Origin of the sequence: Actinoplanes oblitus, from assembly GCF_030252345.1 — a bacterium.
Taxonomy (GTDB): Bacteria; Actinomycetota; Actinomycetes; order Mycobacteriales; family Micromonosporaceae; genus Actinoplanes; species Actinoplanes oblitus.
Genome location: NZ_CP126980.1, coordinates 8,802,294 through 8,820,269, shown reverse-complemented (window position 1 = coordinate 8,820,269; position 17,976 = coordinate 8,802,294). Strand labels below are relative to the sequence as shown.

Below are 17,976 nucleotides of genomic sequence, written 5' to 3'. Positions count from 1 at the left end.
CGGACGTGGGCCGCCGGTCAGTACTCGGTGCGGCGGGTGAGCAGGCGGATCGTCGCGTGCTGCCCGTTCGCCTCGGCGGCGGCGGAGGTGGTGAGCGCGGTCAGCACCTTCCACGCGAACGACGACTCGGAGGGCAGCCGGGCGCCGCGTACCGTCGCGACGGTCACCTCGACGGTGAGCGCGTCGTCGGTCACCGCGAACCGGCATTCCAGCTCGGCGCCGCGGGTGGCGATGGCGAGCAGCATGGCGCACGCCTCGTCGACGGCGATGCGCAGATCCTCGATCTCGTCGAGGGCGAAGTGCAGGCGAGCCGCGAGACCGGCCGTGGCCGTGCGGAGCACACCGAGGTAACCACCGTCGGCGGGAACCGTCAGGAGAACGACGTCGTCCCCGATCTCCGGCTCCGCGTGGGTCAGCTGAGACACCCGCGACCTCCTCCTGTCGGTGGGGACTCTAACCGGTTACCGCCTGTTACGGCAGAGGCCGGCGCGCCCCCGGACGGGGGCGCGCCGGCTGAGGCACTCAGGCCTGCTTGGTCTCCCAGAAGATCTTGGAGATCTCCTCGATCTTGCCGAGCAGCTGGTCGGCGATCGCCGGGTCCACCGAGCCCTTGGCGCCGGCCGCGCCGGCGAGCTTGGTGGCCTCGTTGAAGAGCTGGTGCAGGTTCGGGTACTTCTCGAAGTGCGGGGCCTTGAAGTAGTCGGTCCACAGCACCCACAGGTGGTGCTTGACCAGCTCGGCCCGCTGCTCCTTGATGATGATGGCCCGGGTGCGGAACTCGGGGTCCGTGTTGCCCTGGTACTTCTCGGCGATGGCCTTGATCGACTCGGCCTCGATCCGGGCCTGGGCCGGGTCGTAGACGCCGCACGGCAGGTCGCAGTGCGCGCTGACCACGGTGCTCGGCATGAGGAAACGCGGAAGTCGCATCAGGACTCCTCCATAGAGTTTGCGATGATCCGGGCTTGACACTACCCCTTACACCCATGGGCTAACGCGACGGAGGCTTGATGCCTTGAGGTGGCACTTACCACTGTTCGCCGTATTGGTGAGCGGTCCGTCGATGGTCCCCACGCTGCGTCACGGAGACGCGCTGATCGTCCGGCGCGGCGCGCGGGTAAGGACCGGCGACATCGTGGTCGCCCGCTTCCGCAGCCGACCCGGCCTGCTCGTGGTCAAGCGGGCGATCAGGCGACAGGATGACGGCTGGTGGCTCCAGGGTGACAACGAGTTCGTCCAGGACGACTCGCGGGCCTACGGGGTGGCAGATGTCATCGGACGCGTGGCGTTTCGCTACTACCCCAGCCCAGGGCGGTTACGTTAGTCTCCAGTATCCCCAGCGCACACCCGCGCTGCGGTCGCTTTCCCGGGTGATCCCCGCTTGCACCGCCTCCTGGCGCATACTCGCGACCAGGCCAGCGCCAGGTGCCACGTATCAATGTCGATGCCGTGTGGAGTTCACCGTGTCATTCTTCAGTTTCGAGCTCGATCCCGCCCTCGCCGCCGATCCCGTCTTCGACCTGCACCGGCGGGGCAAGATGACGATGAGCGCGACGGTTCCGCTGGCCAGCCGGGACGACCTGTCGCTGGCGTACACGCCGGGCGTCGCCCGCGTCTGCGAGGCCATCGCGGCCGACGAGTCGCTCTACCCCGACTACACCTGGACGTCCAACACCGTCGCGGTCGTCACCGACGGCTCCGCGGTGCTCGGCCTGGGCAACATCGGGCCGAAGGCCGCGATGCCCGTCATGGAGGGCAAGTCGGTGCTGTTCAAGCAGTTCGGCGGGGTCGACTCGATCCCGATCTGCCTGGACACCCAGGACGTCGAGGGCATCATCGCGGCGGTCAAGGCGATGGCGCCGTCGTTCGGCGGGATCAACCTGGAGGACATCAGCGCGCCGCGCTGCTTCGAGATCGAACGCCGCCTCGACGCCGCGCTCGACATCCCGGTCTTCCACGACGACCAGCACGGCACCGCTGTCGTCACGCTCGCCGCGCTGCGCAACGCGGCCAAGCTGCTCGGCCGCTCCTTCGGCGACCTGCGGGTGGTCATCAGCGGCGCCGGCGCGGCCGGGGTCGCGATCACGAACACGCTGATCGCGGCCGGGGTCCAGGGCGCCAACATGATCGTCGTCGACTCGCGCGGCATCATCCACGCCGAGCGCGGCGACCTCAGCGGGATGAAGGCCGAGCTGGCTGCCGCCACCAACATCTCCGGCCGCACCGGCGGCATCGCCGAGGCCCTGATCGGCGCGGACGTCCTGGTCGGCGTCTCCGGCGGCAACATCCCGGAGGAGGCCCTGGCCGGCATGGCGCCGGGCGCGATCATCTTCGCGCTGGCCAACCCCACCCCGGAGGTCCCGCCGGCGACCGCGCACAAGTACGCCGCGATCGTCGCCACCGGCCGCAGCGACTTCCCCAACCAGATCAACAACGTGCTGGCCTTCCCGGGCATCTTCCGCGGGGCGCTCGACGTCCGCGCCACCACGATCACCGACGCCATGAAGGTGGCCGCGGCCGACGCCATCGCGGCGATCGTCGCTGACGACCTGCGTCCGGAAGCGATCGTCCCGTCGCCGCTCGACCCGCGGGTCGCTCCGGCCGTCGCGGCGGCGGTCGCGGCCGCGGCGCTCCGTGACGGGGTGGCCCGCCGCACCCCGGCGCCCGCGCCGGCCCAGGCCCGCCAGCCCGTCTGAACCGCGGTTTCCTGACCGGTCGCGCGCCGCTCCACCCCCGGGTGAGGCGGCGCGCGCCGTTTCCCACGACATTCTTTCGGTACGCACGCTCCGGCCGCCCAGCCCCGGGACGCCACCGTGGGTGCCAGCTCGGTGGGGGTGGCTGGTGCTGGTGGTGGTCTCCGGTCGCGGGACACCACCGTGGGTGCCAGCTCGGTGGGGGTGGCTGGTGCTGGTGGTTGTCTCCGGTCGCGGGATAGCACCGTGGGTGCCAGCCCGGCGGTGCGGCTGGTCGTACGGAAGCGGGTCTTGATCGGTGGGAATCCGGGACTAGGGTCGGATCATGCGCGCCGCCTATGTCTCCTCGCTTCAGCCCGACGCCCCGCTGAGCGGCCTGACCGTCGGTGACCTGCCCTTCTCCGCACCGGACGGCTGGGTGCCGGTCACCGTCCGGGCCAGTTCGCTGAACCAGCACGACATCTGGTCGCTGCGCGGCGTCGGCCTGCCCGCCGACCGGCTGCCGATGATCCTCGGCTGTGACGCCGCCGGCGTGGACCCGGACGGGCGGCCGGTGCTGGTCTACCCGGTGGTCGAGGACAAGGCCGATCCGCGCGGCTATTCGCTGTTCTCCGAGCGTCACCCGGGCACGCTGGCCGAGCGGGTGGCCGCGCCACCGCAGAACCTGCTGCCGATCCCGGACGGGGTGTCGTTCGCCGAGGCGGCGTGCCTGCCGACGGCCTGGCTGACCGCCTACCACATGCTGGTGACCCGGGGCCGGGCCGCCGAGGCGGGGGCGATCCTGGTGCAGGGCGCCGGCGGCGGGGTCGCCACGGCCGCCGTGGCGCTCGGCGTGGCGCTCGGCAAGCGGGTCTACGCCACCAGCCGTGAGCAGTGGAAACGTGACCGGGTCAGCGAGCTGGGCGCGGTCGCGGTGGAGCCGGGGGCGCGGCTCCCGGAACGGGTCGACGTGGTGATCGAGTCGGTGGGCGAGCCGACCTTCGAGCATTCGATGAAGTGCGCGGCGCCGGGCGCCCGGATCGTGGTGTGCGGGGCGACCGGTGGCCATCTGGCGCGGGTGGACCTGCGCCGGGTCTTCGCGATGCAGCTGGACGTCCTGGGCAGCAGCATGGGCACCCCGGCCGAGCTGGGCGAGCTGCTCCGGATGTGCGCGGCCGGCAAGATCCGCCCGGTGGTCGACTCCAGCTTCGCGTTCGACCGGGCGGCGGACGCCTTCGCCCGGCTGATGTCCGGCGAGCTGTTCGGCAAGGTGGTCCTGGAGCACTGAGCGCGGGCGGTTCTGGAGCACTGAACGCGGGCTGGTCCCGGAGCACTGGGCACGGCTGGCCGGGCGTACCGGAAAGCGGCGGACCGGGAGCGAAGCCGACCGGGACCGGCGAGGTGACCTGAGGACGGGTGGCCGGGGGACTTTCGGCCCGGCGGTGGTCCTCGACTGCCGGTAGGTTGAGGTCGTGGCGCGCAGTGTCTATGTAGCGGGCTTGGGCCCGAGTGTCGGCAAGGGCACGGTGGCCCTGGGGATCGTGGAGTTGCTCTCCCGGCAGGTGGCCGGGGTGTCGGTGTTCCGGCCGCTGGTGGCGGGCGCCGACCCCGATCCGCTGCTGACCGGCCTGCGGGAGCGTTATCCCGGCCCGGTGCCGGTGGCGGAGTCCTACGGTGTCACCCTCGCCGAGGCGACCGCGCTGGTCGCTGACGGGCGGCGGGAGGAGCTGATCGGCCGGATCGTGGAGCGGTACCGGGCGGTCGAGCGGCGCAGCACCGCCGTGGTGATCATCGGCAGCGACTTCTCCGACAAGACCGACGAGAGCCGCGACGGGCTGCCCCGGGAGCTGGCCTTCAACGCCCGGCTGGCGACCGAGTTCGGCAGCGTGGTGATCCCGGTGGTGAGCGGCGAGGGCCGCGGCGGGCAGGCGCTCGCGGCGGCGGCCCGCAGCGCCTACCACTCGCTCGCCGACCTCGGCGCGACGGTCGCCGCGGTGATCGCCAACCGGGTGCCGCCGGCCGCCGCGGGCGGGCCGGCACCGGACCTGCCGGTGCCCTACTGGGCGATCCCCGAGGTGCCGGTCATCGCGGCGCCGACGGTGGGCGAGGTCGCCGAGGCGCTCGACGCCACAGTGCTGTCCGGTACGCCCGGCGCCCTGGACCGGGACGTCCTGGACTACGTGGTGGGCGCCGCGCACGTGCCCACCGTCCTGGAGCATCTGACCGACGGGGCGCTGATGATCACCCCGGGCGACCGGGCCGACCTGCTGGTCGCCGCGAGCGCGGCGCACGCGGCCGGCACCGTCACGCTGGCCGGCCTGGTGCTCACCCTCGGCGAGCCGCCCGACCCGCGGGCCGTACGCGTCATCGAACGGCTCAACACCGGCCTGGCCATGCTGGTCACCAAGTCGGACAGCTTCCACGCCATCGCCCTCTCCGACCGGGTCCAGGCGCGGCTCGGCACGCCCCGCAAGGTCCAGGCGGCGCTCGGCGCGTTCGAGGGGCACGTGGACACCGCGGCGCTCTCCCGGGTGCTCGACGTGGCGCGGTCGGCCCGGGTCACCCCGCTGATGTTCGAGAACGACCTGATCGACCGGGCCCGTGCCGACCGCCGGCACCTGGTGCTGCCGGAGGGCACCGAGGAGCGGATCCTGCGGGCCACCGAGACGCTGCTGCGGCGCGGGGTGGCCGACCTGACCCTGCTCGGCGACCCGGCCGAGATCACCCGGCGGGCCCGGGAGCTCGGTGTGGAGATCGGCGACGCCCGGCTGGTCGATCCGGCCACCAGCGAGTGGCGGGACGACTTCGCCGCCCGGTACGCGGAGCTGCGCAAGGGCCGGGCGGTCACCCTGGACCTGGCGTACGACGTGGTCCGCGACGTCAACTACTTCGGCACCATGATGGTGGCCGCCGGGCTGGCCGACGGCATGGTCTCCGGCTCGGTGCACACCACGGCGGCGACCATCCGGCCGGCTTTCGAGATCATCAAGACGGTGCCCGGCGTCTCCGTCGCCTCCAGCGTGTTCTTCATGCTGCTCGCCGACCGGGTGCTGGTCTACGGCGACTGCGCGGTCAACCCCGACCCGGACGCCGCCCAGCTCGCCGACATCGCGCTCTCCTCGGCGACGACGGCCGCCGCGTTCGGCATCGAGCCGCGGGTCGCCATGCTGTCCTACTCGACCGGCAAGTCCGGCGCCGGCGCCGACGTGGAGAAGGTCGCGGCGGCCACCGCCCTGGTCCGGGAACGCCGTCCGGACCTGCCGGTGGAGGGCCCGATCCAGTACGACGCGGCGATCGACCCCGCGGTGGCGGCAGCCAAGCTGCCGGGCAGCGCGGTGGCCGGGCAGGCGACGGTGTTCGTCTTCCCCGACCTGAACACCGGGAACAACACGTACAAGGCCGTGCAGCGGTCGGCCAACGCGGTGGCTGTCGGCCCGGTCATGCAGGGCCTGCGCCGCCCGGTCAACGACCTGTCGCGCGGCGCGACGGTCAAGGACATCATCAACACCGTGGCGATCACGGCGATCCAGGCGGGAGCCGAATGACCCGGGTACTGGTGCTCAACTGCGGCTCCTCGTCGGTGCGCTACAAGCTCTTCGACGGTGCCACCGTCGCCGCGAAAGGCCACGTCGAGCGGATCGGGGAGGACGGCGGCGAGGCGGCCGACCACCTGTCGGCGCTGCGCGGGCTGATGGACCGGCTGGACCTGACCGGGCTGGCGGCGGTCGGGCACCGGGTGGTGCACGGCGGCGACCGGTTCACCGAGGCCACGGTGATCACCGACGACGTGGTGGCCGCCGTCGAGGAGCTGATCCCGCTGGCGCCGCTGCACAACCCGGGCGCGCTGACCGGCATCCGGGTGGCGCGCAAGCTGCTGCCGGACGTGCCGCAGGTGGCGGTCTTCGACACCGCGTTCCACGCGACGATCCCGCTGGAGGGGGTGCTCTGGGCGATCGACCGGGACCTGGCGCGGCGGTTCGGGCTGCGGCGTTACGGCTTTCACGGTACGTCGCACGCGTACGTCTCCCGGGAGACCGCCCGGGTCCTCGGCAGGCCGGTGGCCGACACCAACGTGATCACCCTGCACCTGGGAAACGGGGCCAGCGCCGCCGCGGTGCGTGGTGGCCGGTGCGAGGCCACCTCGATGGGGATGACCCCGCTGCCCGGCCTGGTGATGGGCACCCGGTCCGGCGACATCGACCCGAGCCTGGTGTTCCACCTGCACCGGGTGGGCGGCCTGAGCCTGGACGAGATCGAGGAGTCGCTGACCCGCCGGGCCGGCCTGGCCGGCCTGACCGGGGCCAACGACATGCGGTCGGTGCTGGAGCGGCGGGCGGCCGGCGACGAGGACGCCGCACTGGCCTTCGCGATCTACTCCCGGCGGCTGCGCGAGTACATCGGGTCCTACCTCGCGGTGCTGGGCCGGGTGGACGCGATCACCTTCACCGCCGGCGTCGGCGAGAACTCCGCTGAGGTGCGGGCGGCCGCCGTGGAGGGGCTGGCCCCGCTCGGGATCAGCGTCGACCCGGCGCGCAACGCGGCCCACGAGCCGATCATCTCGCCGGACGGGGCACCGATAGCGGTCTGCGTGGTGCCCACCGAGGAGGAGCTGGAGATCGCCAACGAGGCCCGCCGGGCGCTGTCGCCGAACGGCTGAACAGCGCCGGGCGGGGCTCGATCAGCCGAAGGCCAGCCAGGCGACCAGTGCGATGAGGACGACGGCGACCACACCGCCGATCACGTAGGGCGCCTTGGACGGCGCGGGGGTTTCCGGCGTGCGGGTGAAGGCCCGGAACGCCTCGGTGTTGCCACCCGGGTCGACGCGGTTATCAGACATGCGCCCGACCCTAGCCAAGCCGTGCACGCTTCCGCCAAGGACGATCACGCCGGGACGGACACCGTGTGCGTCAGTCGTCGTCCTCGTCGTCGCGGGCGAGCCACGTGGCGAGACGCTCGATCGGCGTCTCGAACTCCGGGTTCATGTCGACGAAGGTGCGCAGCTGCTCGCCGAGCCACTCCAGGGTCACGGTCTCCTCGCCGCGCCGCTGGACCAGCTCCTCGATGCCCCGATCGGTGAAGTACATGCCCGGATAGTAGGACGGGGCGCCCCGCCGCCGCGGAGCGCCCCGTCCGATGAACCCTTACGGGCGCGGCAGCGACGCCTCGATCAGCGCCTGCTGCTCGGCCTCGTGCATCTTGGCCGAGCCGACCGCCGGAGCGGCCGCCGCCGGGCGGGAGATCCGGCGCAGCCGGACGCCCTCCAGGTGCTCCAGCAGGTTGAGCGCCACGAACGACCAGGCGCCCTGGTTGGCCGGCTCCTCCTGGACCCAGGCGAAGTCCTCGGCGTTCGGGTACTGCGCCAGGATGGCCTTGAGTTCCTCCACCGGCAGCGGGTAGATCTGCTCCATCCGGATGATCGCGGTGTCGGTGACGCCGCGGTCGGCCCGGGCCTGGAACAGGTCGTAGTAGACCTTGCCGGAGCAGAGCAGCACCCGCTTCACCGAGCCGGCGTCCAGCGGCTGGCCGTTGACCCCGGCGTCGCCGAGGACCGGCTGGAAGGTGCCCTCGGTGAAGTCGGACACCGCGGAGACCGCCAGCTTGTGCCGCAGCAGCGACTTGGGCGAGAAGACCACCAGCGGCTTGCGCTTGCTGGACAGGGCCTGGCGGCGCAGCAGGTGGAAGTAGTTCGCCGGGGTGGTCGGGTTCGCCACCCGCATGTTGTCCTGGGCGCAGAGCTGCAGGAACCGCTCCGGGCGGCCGGACGAGTGGTCCGGGCCCTGGCCCTCCATGCCGTGCGGGAGCAGCAGCACCAGCGACGACTGCTGGCCCCACTTCACCTCGCCGGAGGAGAGGAACTCGTCGACGATCGACTGGGCGCCGTTGACGAAGTCACCGAACTGGGCCTCCCAGAGGACCAGCGCGTCCGGGTTCTCCACCGAGTAGCCGTACTCGAAGCCCATCGCGGCGTACTCGGAGAGCAGCGAGTCGTGCACGAAGAACCGGGCGTTGCCGGTGGCCAGCGTGCTGACCGGCAGGAAGTCCTTGCCGGTTTTCGAGTCCACGATCGCGGCGTGCCGCGAGGTGAACGTGCCCCGGCGGGAGTCCTGCCCGGCGAGCCGGACGGTGACGCCCTGAGCCAGCAGCGAGCCGAACGCGATCAGCTCACCGAAGCCCCAGTCGATGCCGCCGTCGGTGGACATCTTGGCGCGCCGGTCGAGCAGCTGCTGGACCCGCTTGTGCGGGGTGAAGCCCTCGGGCAGCTCGACGTGCGCCTGGCCGACCGCCCGCACCGTGTCGGCGTCGACCTTGGTCTCGGTCTCCGGCTCCGGCTCCTCGGCGATGATGTGCGGCCGCGGCGGGTTCTTCACCGCGTCCCGGGTGGCCTTGAAGACCTCCTCCAGCCGGGACTGGTAGTCGCGCAGCTGCTCCTCGGCGTCCTGCACGGTGATGTCGCCGCGGCCGATCAGCTCCTCGGTGTAGAGCTTCCGCACGCTGCGCTTGGTGTCGATGATCTGGTACATCCGCGGGTTGGTCATCGACGGGTCGTCGCCCTCGTTGTGACCGCGGCGGCGGTAGCAGATCATGTCGATCACGACGTCCTTGTTGAACGCCTGGCGGTACTCGAACGCGAGTTTCGCGACCCGCACCACGGCCTCGGGGTCGTCGCCGTTCACGTGGAAGATCGGGGCCTGGATCATCCGGGCCACGTCGGTCGAGTACATCGAGGAGCGGCTGTACTCCGGCGCGGTGGTGAAGCCGACCTGGTTGTTCACGATCACGTGGACCGTGCCACCGGTGCGGTAACCGCGCAGCTGGGAGAGGTTCAGCGTCTCGGCGACCACGCCCTGGCCGGCGAACGCGGCGTCGCCGTGCACCAGCACCGGCAGCACCGTGTAGCCGTGCAGGCCCAGGTCCAGACGGTCCTGCTTGGCCCGGACGATGCCCTCCAGGACCGGGTCGACGGCCTCCAGGTGGGACGGGTTGGCCACCACGCTGACCGTCGTCGAGTGCTCGCCGTCCGGCGTCGTGTACTTCCCGGTCTGGCCCAGGTGGTATTTCACGTCGCCCGAGCCGTGCGCCGACTTCGGGTCCATCCAGCCTTCGAACTCGTTGAAGAGCTTTTCGTACGGCTTGCCGACGATGTTGGTGAGCACGTTCAGCCGGCCACGGTGGGCCATGCCGATCACCATCTCGTCCAGCCCCGCCTCGGCGGACGACTGCAGCACCGCGTCCAGCAGCGGGATCAGCGACTCGCCGCCCTCCAGCGAGAACCGCTTCTGGCCCACGTACTTGGTCTGCAGGAACGTCTCGAAGGCCTCGGCCCGGTTGAGCCGGAGCAGGATGTGCTTCTGCTCGTCGGTGTCCGGCTTGGTGTACTTGACCTCGATGCGCTCCTGGATCCAGCGGCGCTCCTCCGGGTCCTGGATGTGCATGTACTCGATGCCGACCCGGCGGCAGTAGGTGTCCCGCAGCACGCCGAGCACGTCGCGCAGCTTCATCTTCTGCTTGCCGGCGAAGCCGCCGACCGGGAAGGTCCGGTCCAGGTCCCACAGGGTCAGCCCGTGCTGGAGCACGTCCAGGTCGGGGTGCTTGCGGATGATGAACTCGAGCGGGTCGGTGTCGGCCATCAGATGCCCGCGCACCCGGTACGCGTGGATCAGCTCGATCACCCGCGCGGCCTTGTCGATCTGGCCCTCGGAGGTCCGGGCCACGTCGCGCACCCAGCGCACCGGCTCGTACGGGATCCGCAGCGAGGTGAAGATCTGATCGTAGAAGTCGTGCCCGCCGAGCAGCAGCTCGTGCATCACCTTGAGGAACTCGCCGGACTGCGCGCCCTGGATGACCCGGTGGTCGTAGGTGCTGGTCAGCGTGGTGACCTTGCTGACCCCGTGGTCGGTGAGGGTCTCGTCGCTCATCCCCGAGTACGGCGCGGGGTACTCCAGGGCGCCGACGCCGATGATCGCGCTCTGCCCGTTCATCAGGCGGGGGATGGAGTGGACCGTGCCGATGCCGCCGGGGTTGGTCAGCGAGATCGTCGTCCCGGAGTAGTCGTCCATGGTCAGCTCGTTGCGCCGGGCGCGGCGGACCACGTCCTCGTACGCCTGGTGGAACTGCCGGAAGTCCATCTCCTCGCAGTTCTTGATGGACGGCACCACCAGGGTGCGCGACCCGTCCTTCTTGGCCAGGTCGATCGCGATGCCCAGGTTGATGTGCTCCGGCTGCACCAGGGTGGGCTTGCCGTCGATCTCCGCGTAGATGTTGTTCATCTCCGGGTGCGCGACGACGGCGCGGACCAGGGCCCAGCCGATCAGGTGGGTGAAGCTGACCTTGCCACCCCGCCCGCGGGAGAGGTGGTTGTTGATCACGATGCGGTTGTCGATCATCAGCTTCGCCGGCACCGCACGCACCGAGGTGGCGGTCGGGACCTGGAGCGAGGCCTCCATGTTCTGCACGATCTTGCCGGCCACGCCGCGCAGGACAGTGGTCTTGGCACCGGCCGGCGCCGCCTGCACCTGCGGCTTGGGCGCGGCCTTGGCCGACTCCGCCGGTTTCGCCGGGGCGGACGGGGTGACCGGCTTGGCCGGCGCCACCGTGGCCGCCGCGGGCGCGTCGGTGCCGGCCTTGGCGGCCGACTTCGTCGCGTTGGCCGCCGTCGCCTCGTCCGGCGTCGCGATCGAGCCCGAGGCCATCGCCGGCTTGTAGTCCGCGAAGAAATCGTGCCAAGCGGGGTCGACGCTGGACGGATCGGCAAGGTATCGCTGGTACATCTCGTCGACGATCCACTCGTTGGGACCGAAATCCGCGAGTGGATTGTCCTGCGAAGTCTGCTGCGTCGACACTGCCGCGTTCGCCTCTTTCACCGTGTTTGTCATCACGTGACTTCTCCGTCACGCGGGACGGGCTAGGATCCGGTACCAGGCTACGCCGTGCGCGAGCGCCGTCCGCCCGGACGTCCGCTCTGTGACCTAGCTCCGCCCCGTGATCCGCTCGCGCTTCAGCGGCGGATCCAGGTGGCGCGGGCGGTGGCGAGCCGCCGGCCACCGCGATCGTGGAGCGCCGAGTCGACCAGCGCCTTGCGTCCGGTGACATCCTTCACCGCACTGGTTATCACATAGTGGTCACCCGGGACGGGTAGCTCGTCCACGGCGGCCGCGATCCGGCCCAGCACGAAGACCAGGCCGTCCCGGATCACGGTCCAGCCGCCCGGGCAGTCCAGGGCCGCCCAGACCAGCGGGAGCGACACCTCGTCCGGGGCGGTCCACGGCGCCGCCATCCGGCCGTCCGGCAGCGGGCCCGGGAAGATCCGCAGGCCGTCGCCCTCGGCGCGCTCCGGGCCACAGACGAAACAGGCCGGGAACGGGTGGGCGGTGAAGCCGGGGTAGTCGCGGGCGGCGGCGACCGCGGTGTCCCACGGGACCGGGTCGACGCCCGGGCCGGGGTCGCCGGCACCCAGCTCGGCGATCACGCGGTCGCCGGCGTACACCACCTCGTCCTTGATCTCGAGGTCGGTCTCCAGGGGTGGCGGCTGGCGGAGGGTCACCTGACCCGCGCCGCCGGCGGCGGCGAAGACGCCCGCACACCACCCGCCGTTGCCGGTGCCGGGCGGACCGTTGAACCGTGCCGGGATTCGCATCCCCCGACCATCGCACAAGCCGTTCACCCACCGGACACGCATCGCCACCTGGAGCGACACGCCATCGGCAGGTGTCACCCTTACACAGATCACATGGCAGTTCTGATGACGGCCGCCGCACCCACCGGGACCAGCGGCTACACCCTCCTCATCGCGGACGAGACCGGTCAGGTCGAGGCCGCGCAGCGACTCCGTCACGAGGTCTTCGCCGGCGAGCTGGGGGCCACCCTCACCACCGCGGCCGACGGCCGGGACGTCGACGAGTTCGACGCGCACTGCGACCACCTCATCGTCCGCGACGACGCGACCGGCGACGTGGTCGGCACCTACCGGATGCTGCCGCCGCGCGCCGCCGAGCTGGCCGGCCGGCGGTACGCCGACACCGAGTTCGACATGAGCGCGCTGCGCCCGCTGCGCGACCAGCTCGTGGAGATCGGCCGCTCCTGCGTGCACCCGGACCACCGGTCCGGCGCGGTGATGAACCTGATGTGGAGCGGCATCGCCCGCTACCTGCACCTGAACAACCTGCGCTGGCTCGGCGGCTGCGCCTCGGTGCCGCTGGCCGACGGCGGGATCACCGCGGCCGGCGTGCGGGAGCGGATCAACGGCAAGCACCTGGCCCCGCCGGCGCTGCGGATCCGCCCGCGCCGCCCGTGGTCGGTGCCGGCCGGCCTGGTCCCGGACCCGAAGGTGGCGGTTCCCCCGCTGCTCCGGGGTTACCTGCGGCTGGGCAGCTGGATCTGCGGCGAGCCGGCGTACGACCCGGACTTCGACTGCGCGGACTTCTACGTGCTGTTCTCGATGGACCGGCTGGACCCGCGGTACCGGCGGCACTTCCTCGGAGCCACCCGATGACCGCCACGCTGTGGCAGCCGGCCTCCGGCTGCGGCGACCGGTGCCGGCCCGGCGCCGGGCCGCGCGCCACCCGATGGGCGGCCGGCCTGCGCGTGGCGGCGGTGTTCGGCGTGCTGCTGACCGGCCTGCTGCCGGCGATGCTGGGCGGCGCCATGCCGCGTGCCCTGGCCCGCGCGCTGCTCGCGGTGCTCGGGGTGCGACTGGTGGTACGCGGGCCGGCGCCGCGCCCGGGCAGCCTGCTGGTCGCCAACCACATCTCCTGGACGGACATCCTGGCCCTGGTGGCGGTGACGCCGACGAGCCTGGTGGCCAAGCACGACGTACGGGCCTGGCCGGCGGTGGGCGAGCTGGCCGGTCGGATCGGCACGATCTTCGTCGACCGCACTCGGCCGCGGGCACTGCCGGCGACGGTCGGCGAGGTGGCCGCCGCGCTGCGGGCCGGCCGGTCGGTGGCGGTCTTCCCGGAGGGCACCACGTACTGCGGGGCCGAGCGCGGCGACTTCCGGCCCGCGTTCTTCCAGGCGGCGATCGACGCGGGCGCTCCGGTGGTGCCGACCTCGATCTCCTACGACACCACCGAGGCGTCCTTCATCGGCGAGGACACGCTGCTGGAGTCGATCCGCCGGATCGCCCGGGTGCGCCGGACGACGATCACCGTGATCACCGCGCCGGCGCTGCGGCCGGTGCCCGGCGCGGACCGGCGGGCCCTGGCCCGGGCGGCGCAGCGCAGCCTGGCCGGGCACGGCTACCGGCTGGCCGCATGAGAGCTGCCCGGCGGCTGCGAATCGGCTGAGCCCGTCCGGGTGGGAAACGCTGCTCACAGAAAATTTTCAGCAAGCCTGCAGCAGAGGCGCAGCGGCCGGGGAGAGGATGGCCGCATGGCCGCTCAGACCCAGCCCAAGCAGAGTGAGGCGAAGCTGCTCGTCGTCGAGGACGACGCGAACATCCTCGAGTTGCTCTCCGCCAGCCTGCGCTTCGCCGGGTTCGACGTCACCACCGCGACCAGCGGCAGCGCCGCGGTCAGCGCGGCCCGCAGCGCGGCGCCCGATCTGGTCGTGCTCGACGTGATGCTTCCCGACCTCGACGGCTTCGAGGTGATCCGGCTGATGCGCGAGGGCGGCCAGCGCACCCCGGTGGTCTTCCTGACCGCCCGGGACGGCACCGACGACAAGATCCGCGGGCTCACCCTGGGCGGCGACGACTACGTCACCAAGCCGTTCAGCCTGGAGGAGCTCACCGCCCGGATCCGCGCGGTGCTGCGCCGCACCTCGGCCGGCGAGGAGCAGCCGTCCCGGCTGGTCTTCGCCGATCTGGAGCTCGACGAGGAGACCCACGAGGTGTACCGCGCGGGCAGCCGGGTGCAGCTCTCGCCCACCGAGTTCAAGCTCCTGCGGTACCTGATGCTCAACGCGAACCGGGTGCTCTCCAAGGCGCAGATCCTCGACCACGTGTGGAAGTACGACTTCCGCGGTGACGACAACATCGTCGAGTCGTACATCTCCTACTTGCGCCGCAAGGTGGACAACGTGCAGCCGCGGCTCATCCACACCCTGCGCGGGGTGGGTTACGTGCTGCGCAAGCCAGCCGTCTAGGGATCCCGTGATGTCGATCTCCGAGCGGGTACGCGTTTCGCTCCCGCCGCAGGCCAGCCTGCGCAAGGTCTCGCTCCGCACCAAGCTCGTCGCCTCGGTGCTGGTGCTGGTGTTCGCCGCGCTGACCCTGATCAGCTCGGCCAGCACCATCGCCCTGCACACGTACATGGTCAACCAGCTGGACACCCAGTTGAAGGACACCTACACCGACCTGGGCGCGCTGGCCACCGCCAACTTCAAGGTGTACACGACGAGCGACTACATGCTCGCCTTCACCGGGATCGACGGGATCGGTCCCACGGTCTCCGGGTTCCGGGTGCGCGGGGACGACCTGCCGCCGCTCACCGCTGGGGTGGACGCGGTCGCGGCGAAACTCGACAAGCCGTACACCGTGCGTTCCAAGAACGGCAAGTACATGTGGCGGCTGGTGGTCGAGCGCCTGGACGACAGCGACACCCTGGTGCACGTCGGTGCCCGGATGAACGGGGTGAACGGCGTCATCGCCCGGCTGATCTGGGCGGACGTGCTGGTCGGTGTCGGTGTGCTGCTGGCCCTGGCGATCGTCGGCGCGGCGCTGGTCCGGCAGAGCCTGGTCCCGCTGCTGCAGATCGAGCGGACCGCCGGCCGGATCGCCGCCGGCGACTACAGCCAGCGGGTGCCCGACCCGGAGGTGGACGGCGGCGAGCCGACCACCGAGCTGGGCCGGCTCTCCAGCGCGCTGAACGCGATGCTCGCCCAGATCGAGACGGCGTTCTACGCCCGGGCCGCGTCCGAGCAGCGGGCCATGGAGGCGGCCGAGGCGGCCCAGGCCTCCGAGGGCCGCGCGGTGCGCTCCGAGGAGAAGATGCGGCAGTTCGTCGCGGACGCCTCGCACGAGCTGCGGACGCCGCTGACCACGATCCGCGGGTTCGCCGAGCTCTACCGTCAGGGCGCGGTCTCCGATCCGGAGGCGGTGGCCCGGCTGGTCCGCCGGATCGAGGACGAGGCGGCCCGGATGGGCCTGCTGGTCGAGGACCTGCTGCTGCTCGCCCGGCTGGACCGGGAGCGGCCGCTCAACCTGGCGCCCGTCGAGTTGCCGGTGCTGGCCATGGACGCGGTCCAGGCCGCCCAGGCGACCGCCCCGGACCGGGTGATCGAGCTGGACGTGCGCGACGAGCACGAGCGGCTGGTGGCGCTCGGCGACGACGGCCGGCTGCGCCAGGTGATCGGGAACCTGATGACGAACGCGCTGGTGCACACCCCGCCGGAGGCCACCGTGACGCTGCGGCTCTACGCCGAGGGCGAGGACCACGCGGTGGTGGAGGTGGCCGACACCGGCCCCGGCCTCACCCCGGAGCAGCGGGCGCACGTCTTCGAGCGGTTCTACCGGGTGGACGGCGCGCGGACCCGCAACACCGATCGGGCGGCCACCGGGACCGGCCTCGGGCTGGCCATCGTGGCGGCTCTTGTACGGTCGCACAACGGTACCGTCGACGTGGTGAGCGAGCCCGGCGAGGGCGCCACCTTCCGCGTCACCTTGCCCACCATAAATCCGGATAAAGGGTTCACAGAAAACCTTCAGGACTAGCACAGTTCGGTACGAGTCGCACGGGGCAGAGTAAGAAACATGAACGAGAACGAGACCAACCCGCGGCCCGCGGACGCCGGCGCTGAGCACAGCAGCACGGAGCGGGTGGAGTCTGAGCAGCCGACTGCCGCGCAGCCGCCGGTTGCCCCGCACGTCGCCGCTCATCAGTCCGCGGCCCCCACCCCGGGTGCCCAGCACCCGGCGCACCCCACGCCACCGGCCGGCCCGCAGCCGCCGCACAACCCCTGGGCCCAGCCCGGTGGCTACCAGCCCACCGGCTACCACCCGGCCGCCCCGCAGCCGCCCCAGGTGCCGCAGTCGCCGTGGCAGCAGCCGGTCTCCGGGGTGCCGACCTCCGGTGGCTACCAGCCCTTCGGCCACCAGCAGCAGCCCGGTTACGGGCAGTACCACCAGCCGGCCAACCCCGAGGGCGTCGTCCCGGTCTGGGCCCAGCCGCCCGCCGGCGAGCCGCCCCGCCCCGGCCGCGGTCGCAAGTTCATCCTGGCCGGCGCCGCGGCGGTGCTCGTCGCGCTGCTCTCCGGCGGGGTCGGCGCCGCCACCGCGCTGGCGATGCACGACGACAACGGCGCTCCCGCGCTGCAGTCCGGCAACTCCTCGGTCACCCGGGTGGTGGACCGCTCGTCGCTGGCCCAGATCGCCTCCGCGGTGCAGGACAGCGTGGTGTCGATCACCACCCAGTCGGGTGAGGGCTCCGGCGTGGTGCTCAGCGCCGACGGCTACATCGTCACCAACAACCACGTGGTCGCCAGCGCCACCGGTGACACCGTGAACATCATCTTCGCGGACGGCAAGAAGGCCACCGCCACCATCGTCGGCACCGACCCGCGGACCGACCTGGCAGTGGTCAAGGCCTCCGGGGTGAGCGGGCTGAAGGCCGCCACCTTCGGCGACAGCTCGAAGATGGAGGTCGGCGACACCGTGCTGGCGCTCGGCAGCCCGCTGGGCCTGGAGGGCTCGGTGACCGCCGGCATCATCAGCGCCAAGGACCGCACCATCGAGTCCGGTGGCGAGGACCAGCAGGGCCAGGGCCAGGACCCGTTCGGCGGCTCGCAGCAGCAGCAACAGCAGTCGGGCACCACCACGATGACCGGCCTGCTGCAGACCGACGCCCCGATCAACCCGGGCAACTCCGGCGGCGCGCTGGTCAACACGAACGGCGAGGTGATCGGGATCAACTCGGCGATCGCCACCTCCGGACAGAGTTCCGGCAACATCGGCCTGGGCTTCTCCATCCCGAGCAACAAGGCGACCGCCGTCGCCAAGGCGCTGATGGAGGGCAAGAAGGTGAGCCACCCGGCGCTCGGCGTCAGCGTGACCACCGCGGAGAACGGCGGCGCCCTGGTCAGCCAGGTGGTGGCGAACAGCGCCGCGGCCAAGGCCGGGATCCAGCAGGGCGACGTGATCACCAAGGTCGACGGCAAGGAGATCGCCCAGTCCGACGACCTGGTGGCAGCGGTCCAGACCGGCGAGGTCGGTCAGAAGATGACCATCAGCTTCACCCGCAACGGTGCCGCCAAGTCGGTGACCGTGACGCTCCAAGAGTCTCGGTAAGCCACCGCTCCTTTCGCTACGGCGGGTGACGTGACCGGGTGGGCACGTCACCCGCCGTATTCCTATCTATGCCGTGATTCTGGACTT

16 protein-coding genes are annotated in these 17,976 nt (G+C 71.6%); 10 read left to right on the top strand and 6 right to left on the bottom strand.

The annotated features are described in order from the left end of the window. Positions 1-17: 17 nt before the first annotated feature. Together Actob_RS39115 and sodN are read right to left on the bottom strand one after the other, a co-directional pair. A complete protein-coding gene (locus Actob_RS39115; protein ID WP_185037707.1) occupies positions 18-425 on the bottom strand; it encodes an ATP-binding protein in 408 nt (135 codons plus the stop codon). Between the two features lie 97 nt (positions 426-522). Next, a complete protein-coding gene (gene sodN, locus Actob_RS39110) occupies positions 523-927 on the bottom strand; it encodes a superoxide dismutase, Ni (protein ID WP_185037706.1) in 405 nt (134 codons plus the stop codon). A gap of 133 nt (positions 928-1,060) precedes the next feature. Here sodN and Actob_RS39105 point away from each other — a divergent pair, with 133 nt between their 5' ends. The 5 genes from Actob_RS39105 to Actob_RS39085 all read left to right on the top strand — a co-directional run bounded on the left by Actob_RS39105 (position 1,061) and on the right by Actob_RS39085 (position 7,326). Continuing rightward, positions 1,061-1,321 carry a S24 family peptidase gene (locus Actob_RS39105; protein WP_284917009.1) on the top strand — a complete coding sequence of 87 codons (261 nt, stop codon included), beginning with the start codon at positions 1,061-1,063 and terminating at the stop codon, positions 1,319-1,321. 214 nt (positions 1,322-1,535) lie between these two features. Next, positions 1,536-2,693 (top strand): NAD(P)-dependent malic enzyme, encoded by a 1,158-nt coding sequence (locus tag Actob_RS39100; RefSeq protein ID WP_284922482.1) that lies wholly within the window; start codon positions 1,536-1,538, stop codon positions 2,691-2,693. 322 nt (positions 2,694-3,015) lie between these two features. Further along, positions 3,016-3,957, top strand: a complete 942-nt coding sequence (locus Actob_RS39095) for a zinc-binding dehydrogenase (protein WP_284917008.1) — start codon at positions 3,016-3,018, stop codon at positions 3,955-3,957. A 184-nt stretch (positions 3,958-4,141) separates the two neighbouring features. Further along, the gene (pta, locus tag Actob_RS39090; protein ID WP_284917007.1) at positions 4,142-6,214 is read left to right on the top strand and encodes a phosphate acetyltransferase; all 2,073 of its coding nucleotides are present in this window, start codon (positions 4,142-4,144) and stop codon (positions 6,212-6,214) included. Next, positions 6,211-7,326, top strand: a complete 1,116-nt coding sequence (locus Actob_RS39085; protein WP_284917006.1) for an acetate/propionate family kinase — start codon at positions 6,211-6,213, stop codon at positions 7,324-7,326. Before pta ends, Actob_RS39085 begins: the two co-directional genes overlap by 4 nt. Positions 7,327-7,347: 21 nt before the next feature. On the opposite strand, the gene Actob_RS39080 is transcribed toward Actob_RS39085, so the two are convergent. From Actob_RS39080 to Actob_RS39065, 4 genes are all read right to left on the bottom strand, one after another. Then, positions 7,348-7,506, bottom strand: coding sequence for a hypothetical protein (locus Actob_RS39080; protein ID WP_284917005.1), 159 nt, complete (start codon positions 7,504-7,506; stop codon positions 7,348-7,350). A gap of 70 nt (positions 7,507-7,576) precedes the next feature. Further along, positions 7,577-7,753, bottom strand: a complete 177-nt coding sequence (locus Actob_RS39075) for a DUF6104 family protein (RefSeq protein ID WP_284917004.1) — start codon at positions 7,751-7,753, stop codon at positions 7,577-7,579. Between the two features lie 57 nt (positions 7,754-7,810). Next, entirely contained in the window at positions 7,811-11,509 is a 3,699-nt protein-coding gene (locus Actob_RS39070; protein WP_284922481.1) for a multifunctional oxoglutarate decarboxylase/oxoglutarate dehydrogenase thiamine pyrophosphate-binding subunit/dihydrolipoyllysine-residue succinyltransferase subunit, read from the bottom strand. A 155-nt stretch (positions 11,510-11,664) separates the two neighbouring features. Beyond that, positions 11,665-12,303, bottom strand: coding sequence for a hotdog family protein (locus Actob_RS39065; RefSeq protein ID WP_284917003.1), 639 nt, complete (start codon positions 12,301-12,303; stop codon positions 11,665-11,667). 93 nt (positions 12,304-12,396) lie between these two features. Here Actob_RS39065 and Actob_RS39060 point away from each other — a divergent pair, with 93 nt between their 5' ends. The 5 genes from Actob_RS39060 to Actob_RS39040 all read left to right on the top strand — a co-directional run bounded on the left by Actob_RS39060 (position 12,397) and on the right by Actob_RS39040 (position 17,889). After that, positions 12,397-13,158 (top strand): GNAT family N-acetyltransferase, encoded by a 762-nt coding sequence (locus Actob_RS39060; protein ID WP_284917002.1) that lies wholly within the window; start codon positions 12,397-12,399, stop codon positions 13,156-13,158. Continuing rightward, the gene (locus Actob_RS39055) at positions 13,155-13,922 is read left to right on the top strand and encodes a lysophospholipid acyltransferase family protein (protein WP_284917001.1); all 768 of its coding nucleotides are present in this window, start codon (positions 13,155-13,157) and stop codon (positions 13,920-13,922) included. The genes Actob_RS39060 and Actob_RS39055 overlap by 4 nt, the downstream gene beginning before the upstream one ends. Before the next feature lie 114 nt (positions 13,923-14,036). Then, a complete protein-coding gene (locus Actob_RS39050) occupies positions 14,037-14,750 on the top strand; it encodes a response regulator transcription factor (protein ID WP_284917000.1) in 714 nt (237 codons plus the stop codon). Positions 14,751-14,760: 10 nt separating this feature from the next. Continuing rightward, the gene (locus tag Actob_RS39045) at positions 14,761-16,317 is read left to right on the top strand and encodes a sensor histidine kinase (protein ID WP_284916999.1); all 1,557 of its coding nucleotides are present in this window, start codon (positions 14,761-14,763) and stop codon (positions 16,315-16,317) included. Between the two features lie 39 nt (positions 16,318-16,356). Next, the gene (locus Actob_RS39040) at positions 16,357-17,889 is read left to right on the top strand and encodes a trypsin-like peptidase domain-containing protein (protein WP_284916998.1); all 1,533 of its coding nucleotides are present in this window, start codon (positions 16,357-16,359) and stop codon (positions 17,887-17,889) included. Positions 17,890-17,976: the final 87 nt, after the last annotated feature.